Raw genomic sequence first — 12709 nt, forward strand, 5'->3', positions numbered from 1 at the left:
GTTACTCCACCTCTTCTCGTATTTTGTCTATTTTTACAGACCAGGAAAGATACTCTTGTTTATTTAACGATTTTCTAGCCAAAATGGTTTCAATCCCTTGAGCAATGTAATCTAATTCTTTTGTGGAAATAGCATCTACTTTCCCTGCTATTCCAGCTAATCTTTCCCTCCAATTTTGCTTATAGGGTATTCCGTATCTTTCTCGAATAACTTCTTTTAGATAGTCAAGCTGGTATTCGAACGATGCGTGATAGTTTTTACCTTTCGTTTGCCAAATTGCGACCGCTCTTAACCGTTCATTACTGAATCTGACAGTCTCTTCTCGAACAGGATAAATAGGGCCGAAACGTTTACCTTGATTCCATAGTATAAAAATCGCCATGATGATGCCTTGGACCAATAATACGTATGCCCAGCTTGGATATAATTCAAAATGGGATACAAGGCCACCTGACTTCGTTAAACTATATTCATCAAAAATAACTGCTCCTGATTCTTCGAAGGGGATCAGGTTAAATACTGCAGATGTGTGATCATGCTTGGTAATTTGATCATTTGTAAGCCAAGCTGGTTCTAACAGTACAATCAAGGAGCCTTCACCAATATGTCGTTCGATTGCAAGTGCACCAGCATCATCTTCTAACAGCACGTTATCATCCTCGTTTACCGCCAAGCGTACAAAGCTGTTTTGTGTTACTTCCAGCTTTTCCCCTTGATAGTCAGCTTCTGTCGTTTCTGACTCTGATCCTGTCAATGCATATTCTGTTTCTAGGTTAAAAAGTCCATCAGGATTTTCCTTGGCGAGCACGATGGTATTGCCTTGTCTTACATAATCGAGATAGTGATTCTCAATTTGCTGATCTGTAAACACTGGCGGATTAACTAATAATCTTAATGTTTCTTCTGTCATCGTGGGTAGTGTTTCTTCACGGGTAACATCATGACCATTTTGTTCTAAATATGTATAAAGCGCCTTAAGTCCTGTTGGGGATGGCGATTTGACCAGATAAGCAGGATACTCTTCTGGTGTATTACTGGTTGAGAATACACTGACTACGATAAGCAAAAGAAAAAATAAGATGCCCATGATCCAGTTTCTTTTTTTTCCAAACATTATCGTTCACCTATTTCTTTTGTATCTGATTGCTGCAAAATGGAATCAATCCATTTACTAATTTTGGCCTTGTACTTATGATAATCACCTTCTGTGATGGGCTGTTCACCATATGTGACTTTCTCGAACAATAGGGCTAAATTGTAAAAGTCTACTGCTAGAGCCTTATTGCTTTGGTTCAGTTCATCGTAATAGTCCCAATTTGTTTTCCATTGATTTGCTTGTAACAAACTATACTTATCAAAGATTAACAACAACGCTAGAAATTGATGCCTTGTAGCATGACGATAATCAGCTTGTGTTTCAAAGTCATTGGCAGCTTGTAAATGCTCGTGATAGCTCCAAGCTAATTCATCACGTTTAACAAATGGCTGCTGATTGGATAGTTTTCTTTTTCTTACTGTGAACATGACCAAAGCGATAATACCAAATATCACTACAGCTGAAACAATCAATATAATGAGGACAATAATCAGATTACCAGTTGTCGAAGAAGGTTCAAAGGAATCAAATAATAAAGCGAGAATGTCGCCAATCCAGTCTGATATACGATCCCATATTCTCTCTAAAAAACTGCGATTATCTTCATAGTAGACTTGATATTCTTGTTGATTTAAAATGTCGTTTAACTGATCTTGCTCTGTTCGAAAAGATGACATCGCCAATCTCCTTTACGATTCTTCTGTCACTTCATATTCTTTAATCATTTCTTGTAAATCGGTACCTTCTTGTCTAACAGAAGCGTCAAAATACATGACAGCATAACCAACAGTAAACACGATAGAAGAAATTAATGAAATGATGTTGGTTAATAAATGAGCTAACACACTGTTTCCTAGAAAGATAAGTGGCAGTTGTAATATCCCACTAATAATGCTTGTAATAATCAGTAGTACAATAAATAATCCAAAGAATTTCCATGTTTGTTTTTTTGTCAGACGCCAGCTCTTCGATAGTCCTGGTGCGACGTTGTCAAAGAGGACAGCAGGTAAGTATAAACTCCACTTTGTTAAAAGTAAACCTACTCCAATAAATATGCCTAAAGAGCCAAGCATCAAAAAACCAAAGGTAATAATAGGGTGTAGCAACGAGAGCATAACACTAATAAAACCAATTGCAAAAAAACAAGGTAAGAGGATACCAAACGTGATAAGACCAAAAAGCAGTGTGCTTCCAAGAAGTGGCCAATATCTTGGCAACGTTTTACGGATCATTTCTTTCGCAAATATGTCATTTCCTTCCCTTGCGTTTTTGACTGCCCAAGTAACGGCACCGGCAAGAATCGGGGCCGCAAAAACCGTTAACAGATCTACGGACATGGACATTAAGTCCTCTCGTATGGTGGTGTTGACAATAGAATCAGCACCTGTAAGCAGTTGGTCAACCAGACTTTGACCTGGGTCACCACTAATTATAAAATCACGTCCTGTTAACACTAAAATGAAAGCTTGCAGTGCAAACAACGGTACCATTATTAAAAAGGTAATAGTAAATAAAGATTTAAAATTGGATTTGATTATGCGAAACGTTTGATCTAAAATTTCGCCAAACCCTAATGGTTTTGTTATAGTGTCTTTCATTTCCAGTTATTCCTCCCTATATGTAATCATACATAGTCCATTTTAACATGATTTCCAATTGATGGGGGATAATTTAGAAAGGATTTGTAAAAAATAGGAGGATGAACCAATGTCATCCCCCTAGATTTTTAAGCTGCTTTCTTACTTGCCTGTTCGGTTTGTGTTTTTGTTTTTAAGAATAGTGATAAACAGAGACCTATAATCGATAGAATAGTTGCGATCCAGAAAGCGGTGTTGTAACCACTAATTGCCGCATGACTAGCAACCTGGTTCATTGCTTCTACTTCTGATAAACCTTCTAATGCTGCTTGGTCTGGTTGATAGTTGGTTGCAGCAGAAGTCATGACGGTAATCAGTATCGCTGTTCCAATGGAAGCAGAAACTTGCTGCATCGTGTTTGCCATTGCTGTTCCGTGTGGGTGCCATTCTGGTGGAAGCTGATTTAAACCTGCTGTCATGACAGGCATCATCACTAATGAAAGACCAAACATACGAATGGCATAAATAGTAACAAGGAAGCTGTATGCAGTATCCATTTCTAAGCTAGTAAATAAGAATGTAGTAATCGTTACAATGGTCATGCCAATCGCTGCTAACCATTTGGCGCCGAACTTATCAAACAACATCCCGGTAATAGGAGACATAATCCCCATTACAACGGCACCTGGGAATAGCATTAACCCAGATTCTAAAGCGGTAAAATCTCTTGTGTTTTGCATGTATAAAGGCAACATGGTTTCTGCACCGATTAGTGCCATCAGTACAATCATTGTAATGATTAAGGATAACGAGAAAATCGGGTATTTAAATACACGAAATTCGAGCATTGGATGTTTTAATTTCATTTGACGGATAATAAATAAAGTTAAAATAATTGCACCAGCAATAATAATTGCTACTGCTAGACCATCAATTTGAGTACCGGTTTCTCCGCCGCCATGCCCACCACTAATACTACTGAATCCATATAACAACCCGCCAAAACCAAATGATGATAACAGAATAGAAAGAATATCAATCTTTGGATAGGTTTGTTCTGTTACATTTTTAACAAAGATCGTAGCAATGATAATGGCAATAATCACGATTGGTAATACGATATAAAATAATCCTCTCCAAGAGAAAAATTCTAGTAACCAGCCAGAAAGTGTTGGTCCGATTGCAGGTGCAAAGGAAATAACAATCCCTGCCATCCCCATTGCAGCTCCGCGTTTCTCTGGTGGGAATATTTTCAACATAACTGTCATCATTAGCGGTAACATGATACCAGATCCGGAAGCCTGAATGACCCTCGCTACCAACAGTAATTCAAATGCATGGGAAATCGATGCTATAAACGTTCCTAAAGCAAAGATACTCAAAGCTGTTATGAATAACTGTCTAGTCGTAAATCGTTCAATTAAAAAAGCAGATATTGGTATCATAACCCCATTTGTTAATAAGAAGGCAGTAGTTAACCATTGTACTTGGTTTTCTGCAATTCCAAAATCCTCCATAATGCTTGGTAATGCAGTTGCTAGCAGAGTTTCATTTAACAGCCCTACGAAAGCACCAACGAGCATTACAGCGACGATGGGTATCCTTTTTACTTCTGTTGGATTTACTTCTTGATTCATTTAATTACCTCCTTGTTTGCACAAACGCTCTAGTCTTAAAACGTCTGTCTGAATCATTTCTTCGCCTTTTAAGTAGTGTAGTGATACTTCGGCAGTAATGGAATATGGTGTATGGTTATCAATTTCCTGTTCTATCTGTTTCACTACTTTTAAGAGCTTATCTTGATTGTGAAACTCTTTTTGTTGAATAGTCGCTCTTAAGTCATTTAGAACACTATCAAATGTCTCGTTTTCCGTTTCATGTAAAAAAGGGTCCAAGTCATCCAGGTTGTTAACAATGCTATTGATGTGATGACTAACCCAATTACTTAGTTGTTGGACGTTAAGTTGGGCTTGCTGAATAAACATATGTAAATAATATTCTTTCAGCATACCTTGTAATATGACAACCATATCGGCAAGAAATGGTTTTACCTTCTCTCCATAACATAGGTAAAACATTGCTTTATGTTTTTGTGTAAGCGTAACATGTAGCTCATCCATTTTTTTATTTATTTGTGGATCCTTACTTGGTTGAAACTCATTAAACATCAAATGAATAAAAGGCTGATGTTCCATCCATGCGGTCATCTCGTGTTGTATATACGCAGCTAAATTGCGATTTGTTTCATCTATTTGATGGGTGCTGTTAATAATTTTACTGTAATGTTCATCAATCATTTCCAGCATTAAATCCCGCTTAGACGAAAAATAATTATAGAACCCGCCTTTAGAAATACCTGCCTTTTGTGCTATTTGCTGGACAGATGTTTCATTAAATCCATGATGCGAAAACAGTTGTAAAGCTGTGTTCATGATGTGCTTTTTTGTATCCAATTGATCACCCTCTGACTAAGTGGTCGCTTTAATGACTTTTTGGTCACGGTGGTTATTATATTAAATATCAAGCTTAGTGTCAACGTATAAGAACTAATTTTTACACTAAAAAAACAATGCTATCATTAGCATTGTTTCGTGAATCGTTCAGCAATATTTATAATCGTTTCGGTAGCCTTAACCATATTATCGACGGAAATATATTCGAATTTTCCATGGAAGTTTTCACCACCGGTAAATATATTAGGGGTTGGTAATCCCATGAAGGAAAGTTGTGAACCATCTGTTCCACCACGAATTGGCTGGATTAAAGGCTCGACATCGACATCTTTCATAGCTTCTGCTGCTATATCTACAATATATTTCACTGGTTCGATTTTTTCTGCCATATTATAGTATTGATCCTTCATTTCTAGCTGGATACATTCTTCACCATACTGACTTTGTAACTCCTTGACTATGGAAGTAATCCATTGTTTTTTCTTATTAAATTTATTTCGGTCATGGTCACGGATAATATAATATAACTTAGCTTCTTCTACATCCCCCTCGAATGAAAGTAGATGGAAAAAACCTTCGTATCCTTCTGTATACTCAGGAGCTTGTTCTGCTGGTAACTGTGCTTGAATTTTCATCGCTATTTTTGTTGCGTGAACCATTTTTCCTTTTGCTGTTCCCGGATGAACGTTGTTACCTTGCACAGTAATTTTGGCAGCGGCAGCATTAAAGCTTTCGTACTGTAGTTCACCTAGTGGTCCACCATCAATCGTATAAGCAAACTGAGCACCAAATCGATCTACATCAAATTTATGAGGACCACGCCCAATTTCCTCGTCTGGCGTAAAAGCGACTCTGATTGTACCATGTGGAATGTCAGGGTTTGTCATAAGATATTCTAATGCGGTCATGATTTCGGCAATACCTGCTTTGTTGTCAGCGCCAAGCAATGTAGTACCATCTGTTGTTATTAAGGTGTGTCCATTGTAGTTCGCTAATGAAGGATATTCATCTGGTGATAGGACAATATTTTTCTCTTTGTTTAATAGAATATCTTTGCCATTATACTGTTCGACTACTTGAGGTTTTACTCCTTTACCGGTAAAGTCTGTTGCTGTATCAACATGGGCAAGAAAGCCGATTACTGGTACATCTTTATCAACGTTACTCGGAAGTGTCGCCATCACATAACCATTTTCATCAACTGTTACATCATGCATGCCAATATCTTTTAATTCTTCTACTAGCAAATGTGCCAGTTCCCATTGGCCATCTGTTGAGGGACAGTCCGGGTTACTTTCATTTGATTGTGTATCGATTTGTACATATTTACTTAATCTTTCTATTAGTTTCTGTTTCATGTTAAGGCCTCCATTTCAGATGCGATATGTATAGTTTTACCATTAATCATATCATACTAATGCTGAAAGAGTATCAACGAGAGATTTTAAATAGAATTATGTATACTAGTATTAATAATTATTTATATAAAAGGAGACAGTATATGTCTGATAAGATCCACAAACGGAAAAGTGAGCATATAGCGTTAAGTTTGAAAGAAGAGGCATTAGGAGAAGGAATAACAAATGGCTTCGATCTATATCGGTTTCAGCACAACGCATTACCTGAAATCGATTTTGAAGCGATTGATATCTCATCGACATTTTTTGATCAACACTTACGGACACCTTTTTTGATTAGTTCGATGACTGGTGGAGCAGAAATGGCCGAGAAGATCAATCGAAATCTGGCGATCGCGGCAGAACAACAAGGTTGGGTCTTTGCTTTAGGCTCAACAAGGGTGATGTTAGAAAGCGAAAAGTTCCGTCAATCTTTTCAAGTTAGAGAATATGCACCGAATACACCGATTATAGCAAATCTCGGAGCAGTACAGCTGAATTATGGAGTGACGGTCGATCAAGTCAAACAGATTGTGGAGTGGACAGATGCCAATGCATTGGTCCTTCATTTAAATACGATTCAAGAAGTGATTCAATCCGGAGGGGATACGAATTTTAGTAATTTGTTGCCCAAAATCGAGAACTTGATTCAGTCGTTAGCTGTTCCGGTAGGGGTGAAAGAAGTAGGGTTTGGGATTGACGGAAAAACAGCTAAACGATTAACCGATATCGGTGCTTCCTTTATTGATGTCGCTGGAGCAGGTGGTACGTCTTGGAGTCAAGTAGAGAAATTGCGTTCCAAAGAAAAATTAAAAAAAGAGGCAGCAGAAGCTTTTGCAAGTTGGGGAAATTCCACCGCAGTTTGTTTAGAAGAGGTTTCTGGTATATTGCCGGAAAAAACCATCATTGCCAGTGGTGGTATTCGTAACGGTCTCCATGCGGCTAAAGCGGTTGCTTTAGGTGCCGATTATGTAGGTTTCGCCAGGTCGATTTTAAAAGAAGCGGTTGATTCTGCTGAGAATGTGATAGAATGGATGCAAGTTCGCGAGTTAGAATTGCAGATGGTCATGTTTGGTGTAGGTGCTGTAAACTTAACGGCATTACAATCTACTGACCGATTATATAAAAGATAGAGGTGTATAGCGATGGGGGATGATGAATTGTTTGATATCACCATTATTGGTGGTGGCACAACAGGTCTTTTTGCTACGTATTATGCGACCATGCGTAATATGAAAGTTAAATTGTTAGAGTCACAATCTCAATTTGGCGGCAAAGTAATGCAATTTTTTCCGGAAAAATTAATCTATGATGTCGGTGGATATCCTGATATATCAGGCGAAGATTTAGTGAAGCAAATGATTGCTCAAGCTAACCGGCATCAACCTGAGATGTTAAGCAATAGATGGGTCGAGTCTATCGAGCAAAAATCGGATTATTTTACTTTAAACACGAGTGATGGGGAGCAACATGCGGCGAAAGCGATTTTGCTTGCTACAGGCAGCGGAACATTCCATACGAAGAGGCCAGATAATTGGGATGTGTTACCTTTTCCAGAATTTCGCAAGCATGTAGCTACGAATTTAATGAACAGGGAAAAGTACCACCATAAAAAGGTCGTCATTACTGCTAATAATAAGGTAGGAGTAGGCTGGGCATTATATCTTAAGGATCATGCGGAGTCTGTTACGGTAGTGAATCCAGATTCCAAATTTCATCAAGTAAAAGAACAAGATTTAGTGCAATTACTAAATAGTTCCATACAAATTCATATGAATTCCCACATTACGAATATCGATGTAAAAGAAAATCAACTACAATCAGTGGAGATCAATAACGAAGAGCAGGAAACTTTCACCGTCGAAACAGATGCGCTCCTTACCTATCACGGTCTTGAATTACAGGCAACTCCGCTTGATAACTGGGGAGTTACGACATATAAAGGACGTATTTTGGTTAAAGGTGACATGGCCACTAATATACTCGGGATTTTTGCTGCTGGTGATATTGTTCAATATGAAGGGAAAACAAATTTGATTGCATCGGGCTATTCGGAAGCAATTACAGCTGTTAATAAAGCACATTTATTTATCGATCCGCGTGCTACTGAACAATTGTATAGTACGGTTCTTTACCGTTGATCACGGTGCTAAACGTCTGTAAAATCCCACTCCAAAATTCAAGTAACACAAAGAAGCAAAGTGGGGGCTAACAGACGCTAATGCCATGATAAGTTTCGCTAATGATCAGTGGAGGTCACCCCCCCCATTGATCATAGTCTCACTTTGTAGAAGGGGGTTAATCGATCACATCTTCAGGTCGTTTCCCCCATTTTAATTCTCTGATGCTTAGACCAAAGTCCATTTGCAAGTGAGGATAATCTTTAAAACGGGTAAAATCACCACCCCAGGAAAAACCTAATTCTTTAGCGATTTCGACCACCTCGTTCCAATCGCTTTCTCCATTTTGGTTGCCGTCATATTCTAAATCCCAAATAACATTATCATCATTTGTTAGCAAGGCAAAATCGATCGCAAGTCCGTAATTATGATAGGATTCTCCCCCTTTAGCATAAGTAACAATGTTTCCATCTGTTTCTCTTCCTTGCTGATAGATTGCATCTTGTTCTTCGGCAGAGCGAAAATCATCCGTAATGATAACTGTAATACCGATTTCTTCTGCTTGTTTTACCAGTTTTTCTTTCTTCTCTTCCACGACTGGATGTAGCTCTGTCGGCATCGGTCGACTGCTGTATTTTTGAAACTGAAAAAATAAGTAACCAATGCCAATAATAAACAAAAGGACTAAAATTGTGCGAATTTTCATTGTTTTCTCCTCTGTTTTAAAGTACGAATTATTCCGTATTTCATAAATATATGATACTATATCATTATTGAGATGTAGAGACACCATTTCTCAAGCTAAAGTTTACAGAAAATTATAAATTGAAAGAATTCTAGTATTTCTAGAAAATATAGTGGGGAGGCCTATTGGAATGGGAAAGGACTTACGTATCAAAAGTAATGTGTTTGATGATGCTAAACGCGCTCCAAACCGTGCGATGTTACGTGCTGTTGGGGTAACAGATGAAGATTTTAAAAAACCAATGATCGGTGTAGCAAGTACATGGAGTGAGGTGACACCATGTAATATTCACTTAGATGACTTAGCGATCCAGGCTAAGGATGGCGCTCGCGAAGCTGGTGGTGTTCCGTTAATTTTTAATACAATCACAGTATCTGATGGTATTTCTATGGGAACGTCGGGAATGCGTTATTCGCTTCCAAGTCGTGATGTAATTGCGGACTCGATTGAAACAGTAGTAGGAGCAGAGAACTTGGATGGTTATGTGGCAATTGGTGGTTGTGATAAGAACATCCCGGGTTGTTTAATTTCAATTGCTCGTTCTGATGTTCCAGCTGTTTTTGTTTATGGTGGAACGATTGCGCCGGGATACCGTAAAGGGGAAAAGTTAGATATTGTGTCTGTTTTTGAAGGGGTAGGTAAACACAATAACGGTGATATTGATGATGAAGAATTGCGAGGAATTGAATGTCATGCATGCCCAGGTGCAGGTTCTTGCGGTGGTATGTATACAGCAAATACTATGGCGACGGCTGTAGAAGCACTAGGTATGAGTTTACCTGGAAGTTCTTCTAACCCGGCGGAATCTCCTGAGAAATTTGAAGATTGTCGTAAAGCAGGGGAAGCTGTTTACCACTTGTTAGAGAAAGGTATTTATCCGAAAGATATCTTAACGAAGAAAGCATTCGAAAATGCGATCACTGCTGTTATGGCATTAGGTGGATCTACTAACGCTATCCTTCACTTATTAGCGATTGCTAATGCAGCAGAAGTAGATCTAAAAATTGATGACTTTAATCGTATCCAAGAAAAAGTACCACACTTAGCAGACTTGAAGCCAAGTGGTAAATATGTAATGGAAGACTTACATAAAATTGGCGGGGTTCCAGCTGTAATGCGTCTATTATTAGATAATGGATTCTTACATGGCGACTGTTTAACTGTTACTGGTAAGACGATTGCAGAAAATTATGCGGATGCACCAATTCTATCTGATGAACAAGATATTATTCATCCATTAAGTGATCCATATCGTGCAGATGGGCCATTAATCGTATTAAAAGGTAACCTCTCACCAAAAGGTGCGGTTGCGAAGGTATCAGGTGTAAAAGTAAAACGCCACACAGGTCCTGCACGTGTCTTTAATAATGAAGAAGAGGCAACAAATGCAGTAATGAATAACGAGATCAAAGAAGGGGATGTTCTGGTTATTCGTTATGTAGGACCAAAAGGTGGACCAGGTATGCCGGAAATGCTTTCTATTTCAGCGATTTTAGTTGGTAAAGGACTAGGTCAGAAAGTAGCATTATTAACAGACGGCCGCTTCTCTGGTGGTACACATGGTCTTGTAGTAGGTCATATTGCACCAGAAGCACAATCTGGAGGACCAATTGCTTTCTTAGAAGAAGGGGATATGGTCACCATTGATTCAGAGCAAAAGGAAATTTCTATGGATGTTTCGGAAGAAGAATTAGAAAAACGTCGTGCAAACTGGAAAGCACCAGAGCTATACAAACGAGGTGTACTAGGTAAATACGCGCACAACGTTTCCTGTTCATCACAAGGGGCCGTAACAGACTTTATCAATCGTACAGATCAATAAGGGAAATTGTAGTTAAAACACGCGTTTCATCATGGATGAGACGCGTGTTTTTTAACGTCCTTTTGAATGAAGGACAAAAGCGCCTGAGTTGGGAAAAGTGTCCATCATATGCGCAATGAAGGATAAAGAAATTGTGTTTAATCAATCTATCAATGGTGAGGACATAGCGTCTTTATATATATTGATTTTTGCCTACTATATTTTACAAATTAGAAGGTTTAATCGGGACCTTCTTACAGGTAACGATGTTTTTAAAAAGAAATTAGCTAATATATCAACTCGAAGATAGCACACAAGCACAACGCCAGTAATAGATTAATTGTAAAGATGCTATACCGAAGCTGTCGAATCTATGCTATAATGTATCTTAAAAGTTTGAAAATTCTAAATTCAAAGAAATTGGGGGAAAAGGGGATCATGAAGAAAAACTTGCTTTTATTATTAATTATTGCTTTCTTCAGCGTTCTGGTTCTTGCAGCATGTGGTACGAGTAACGAGACGGATAACACCAATGGTGGATCTGGATCAGATGCTGAAGAGACTGAGGACAATACGGAAACAGAAGAGGAAGAGGCAGCTTCTGACGATGAAGTATATCAAATTGGTGCAACGCAAATTGTAGAGCACCCATCATTAGATGCGGCATTTGAAGGGTTTAAAGAGGCGATTGCAGATGCTGGTTTAGAAGCAGAATATGACTTTCAATCAGCGCAAAATGATCAAAATAATGCGTCGACGATTGCCAATAACTTTGTAGCGGATGGTGTAGATTTAATTTTTGCAAACTCTACTCCAAGTGCGCAGAGTGCACTACAAGCAACAAGTGATATTCCGATTTTATTCACGTCAGTAACAGATGCTGTAGAAAGTGGTCTAGTAGAATCTTTAGACCAACCAGGTGAAAATATAACGGGTGTGCTAGACTTACATCCAGATTCTGTTACAAGAACGGTAAAATTTATTGAAAATTATTTCGAAGGAGCTACAATTGGGCTTGTTTATAGTGCAGGTGAAGCAAATTCAGTTGCTCAAATTGAGGCGGTAAATGAGGCGGTAGAAGGAACGAGCTTATCTACAACTGAAGCTACTGTTGGTAATTCTTCTGAAGTACAGCAAGCAACTAATTCCTTAGTTGGGGATGCAGATGTTTTCTTCATTATTACGGACAATACAGTTGTTTCTGCATTAGAAACAGTTGTATCAGTGGCGGAAGAACAAGGTATTCCATTGTTTGTAGGTGAACCCGATTCTGTACAGCGTGGTGGTTTTGCAACGTTTGGTATTGATTACCACACAATCGGCTATCGTACCGGTGAAATGGCTGTCGAAGTGTTAACGGGTGACAAAACAACAGCAGATATTCCTGTAGAAGTACCACCAAGCATGCAGCTGTTTATTAACAAAGAAGCAGCAGAAGCACAAGGTGTGGAATGGAACGAAGACTGGGATGAAGATGCAGAATTTTTAGAAACAACAGAAGAAGAATAAATAGCTGAAGG

The 12709-nt window shown here is 38.5% G+C and carries 11 protein-coding genes; 4 read left to right on the forward strand and 7 right to left on the reverse strand.

Features of this window, described 5'->3' with window-relative positions; genetic code table 11:
- Nucleotide 1: 1 nt before the first annotated feature.
- The 6 genes from J5J03_RS02655 to pepT all read right to left on the reverse strand — a co-directional run bounded on the left by J5J03_RS02655 (nt 2) and on the right by pepT (nt 6484).
- On the reverse strand, nt 2-1114 hold the full coding sequence (locus J5J03_RS02655; protein WP_208585965.1) for a DUF4350 domain-containing protein: 1113 nt from the start codon (nt 1112-1114) through the stop codon (nt 2-4).
- Entirely contained in the window at nt 1114-1773 is a 660-nt protein-coding gene (locus tag J5J03_RS02660; RefSeq protein WP_208585966.1) for a DUF4129 domain-containing protein, read from the reverse strand. Before J5J03_RS02660 ends, J5J03_RS02655 begins: the two co-directional genes overlap by 1 nt.
- Before the next feature lie 12 nt (nt 1774-1785).
- Nucleotides 1786-2694, reverse strand: a complete 909-nt coding sequence (locus J5J03_RS02665; RefSeq protein WP_208585967.1) for a hypothetical protein — start codon at nt 2692-2694, stop codon at nt 1786-1788.
- Nucleotides 2695-2822: 128 nt separating this feature from the next.
- Nucleotides 2823-4310 carry an MDR family MFS transporter gene (locus J5J03_RS02670; protein WP_208585968.1) on the reverse strand — a complete coding sequence of 496 codons (1488 nt, stop codon included), beginning with the start codon at nt 4308-4310 and terminating at the stop codon, nt 2823-2825.
- Nucleotides 4311-5126 carry a TetR/AcrR family transcriptional regulator gene (locus J5J03_RS02675; protein ID WP_208585969.1) on the reverse strand — a complete coding sequence of 272 codons (816 nt, stop codon included), beginning with the start codon at nt 5124-5126 and terminating at the stop codon, nt 4311-4313.
- A gap of 125 nt (nt 5127-5251) precedes the next feature.
- Nucleotides 5252-6484: a peptidase T gene (pepT, locus tag J5J03_RS02680; protein ID WP_208585970.1), complete on the reverse strand. Its 1233-nt coding sequence runs from the start codon at nt 6482-6484 to the stop codon at nt 5252-5254.
- 143 nt (nt 6485-6627) lie between these two features.
- On the opposite strand from pepT, the gene fni reads away from it, so the two are divergent.
- Nucleotides 6628-7656 carry a type 2 isopentenyl-diphosphate Delta-isomerase gene (fni, locus tag J5J03_RS02685; RefSeq protein WP_208585971.1) on the forward strand — a complete coding sequence of 343 codons (1029 nt, stop codon included), beginning with the start codon at nt 6628-6630 and terminating at the stop codon, nt 7654-7656.
- 12 nt (nt 7657-7668) lie between these two features.
- Nucleotides 7669-8664, forward strand: a complete 996-nt coding sequence (locus tag J5J03_RS02690) for an NAD(P)/FAD-dependent oxidoreductase (protein ID WP_208585972.1) — start codon at nt 7669-7671, stop codon at nt 8662-8664.
- A gap of 157 nt (nt 8665-8821) precedes the next feature.
- On the opposite strand, the gene J5J03_RS02695 is transcribed toward J5J03_RS02690, so the two are convergent.
- Nucleotides 8822-9349 (reverse strand): M15 family metallopeptidase, encoded by a 528-nt coding sequence (locus J5J03_RS02695; RefSeq protein WP_208585973.1) that lies wholly within the window; start codon nt 9347-9349, stop codon nt 8822-8824.
- A 169-nt stretch (nt 9350-9518) separates the two neighbouring features.
- Here J5J03_RS02695 and ilvD point away from each other — a divergent pair, with 169 nt between their 5' ends.
- Nucleotides 9519-11210, forward strand: a complete 1692-nt coding sequence (gene ilvD / locus J5J03_RS02700) for a dihydroxy-acid dehydratase (protein ID WP_208585974.1) — start codon at nt 9519-9521, stop codon at nt 11208-11210.
- Nucleotides 11211-11627: 417 nt separating this feature from the next.
- Nucleotides 11628-12698 (forward strand): ABC transporter substrate-binding protein, encoded by a 1071-nt coding sequence (locus tag J5J03_RS02705; protein WP_208585975.1) that lies wholly within the window; start codon nt 11628-11630, stop codon nt 12696-12698.
- Nucleotides 12699-12709 lie beyond the last annotated feature (11 nt).

Source organism: Gracilibacillus suaedae, from assembly GCF_017599345.1.
Taxonomy (GTDB): domain Bacteria; phylum Bacillota; class Bacilli; order Bacillales; family Amphibacillaceae; genus Gracilibacillus; species Gracilibacillus suaedae.

Excerpts from the sequence above, each read along its gene's own strand:
- J5J03_RS02655 (WP_208585965.1), bottom strand. The coding sequence starts at position 1,114 with ATGTTTGGAAAAAAAAGAAACTGGATCATGGGCATCTTATTTTTTCTT.
- J5J03_RS02660 (WP_208585966.1), bottom strand. The coding sequence starts at position 1,773 with ATGTCATCTTTTCGAACAGAGCAAGATCAGTTAAACGACATTTTAAAT.
- J5J03_RS02665 (WP_208585967.1), bottom strand. The coding sequence starts at position 2,694 with ATGAAAGACACTATAACAAAACCATTAGGGTTTGGCGAAATTTTAGAT.
- J5J03_RS02670 (WP_208585968.1), bottom strand. The coding sequence starts at position 4,310 with ATGAATCAAGAAGTAAATCCAACAGAAGTAAAAAGGATACCCATCGTC.
- pepT (WP_208585970.1), bottom strand. The coding sequence starts at position 6,484 with ATGAAACAGAAACTAATAGAAAGATTAAGTAAATATGTACAAATCGAT.
- fni (WP_208585971.1), top strand. The coding sequence starts at position 6,628 with ATGTCTGATAAGATCCACAAACGGAAAAGTGAGCATATAGCGTTAAGT.
- J5J03_RS02690 (WP_208585972.1), top strand. The coding sequence starts at position 7,669 with ATGGGGGATGATGAATTGTTTGATATCACCATTATTGGTGGTGGCACA.
- J5J03_RS02695 (WP_208585973.1), bottom strand. The coding sequence starts at position 9,349 with ATGAAAATTCGCACAATTTTAGTCCTTTTGTTTATTATTGGCATTGGT.
- ilvD (WP_208585974.1), top strand. The coding sequence starts at position 9,519 with ATGGGAAAGGACTTACGTATCAAAAGTAATGTGTTTGATGATGCTAAA.
- J5J03_RS02705 (WP_208585975.1), top strand. The coding sequence starts at position 11,628 with ATGAAGAAAAACTTGCTTTTATTATTAATTATTGCTTTCTTCAGCGTT.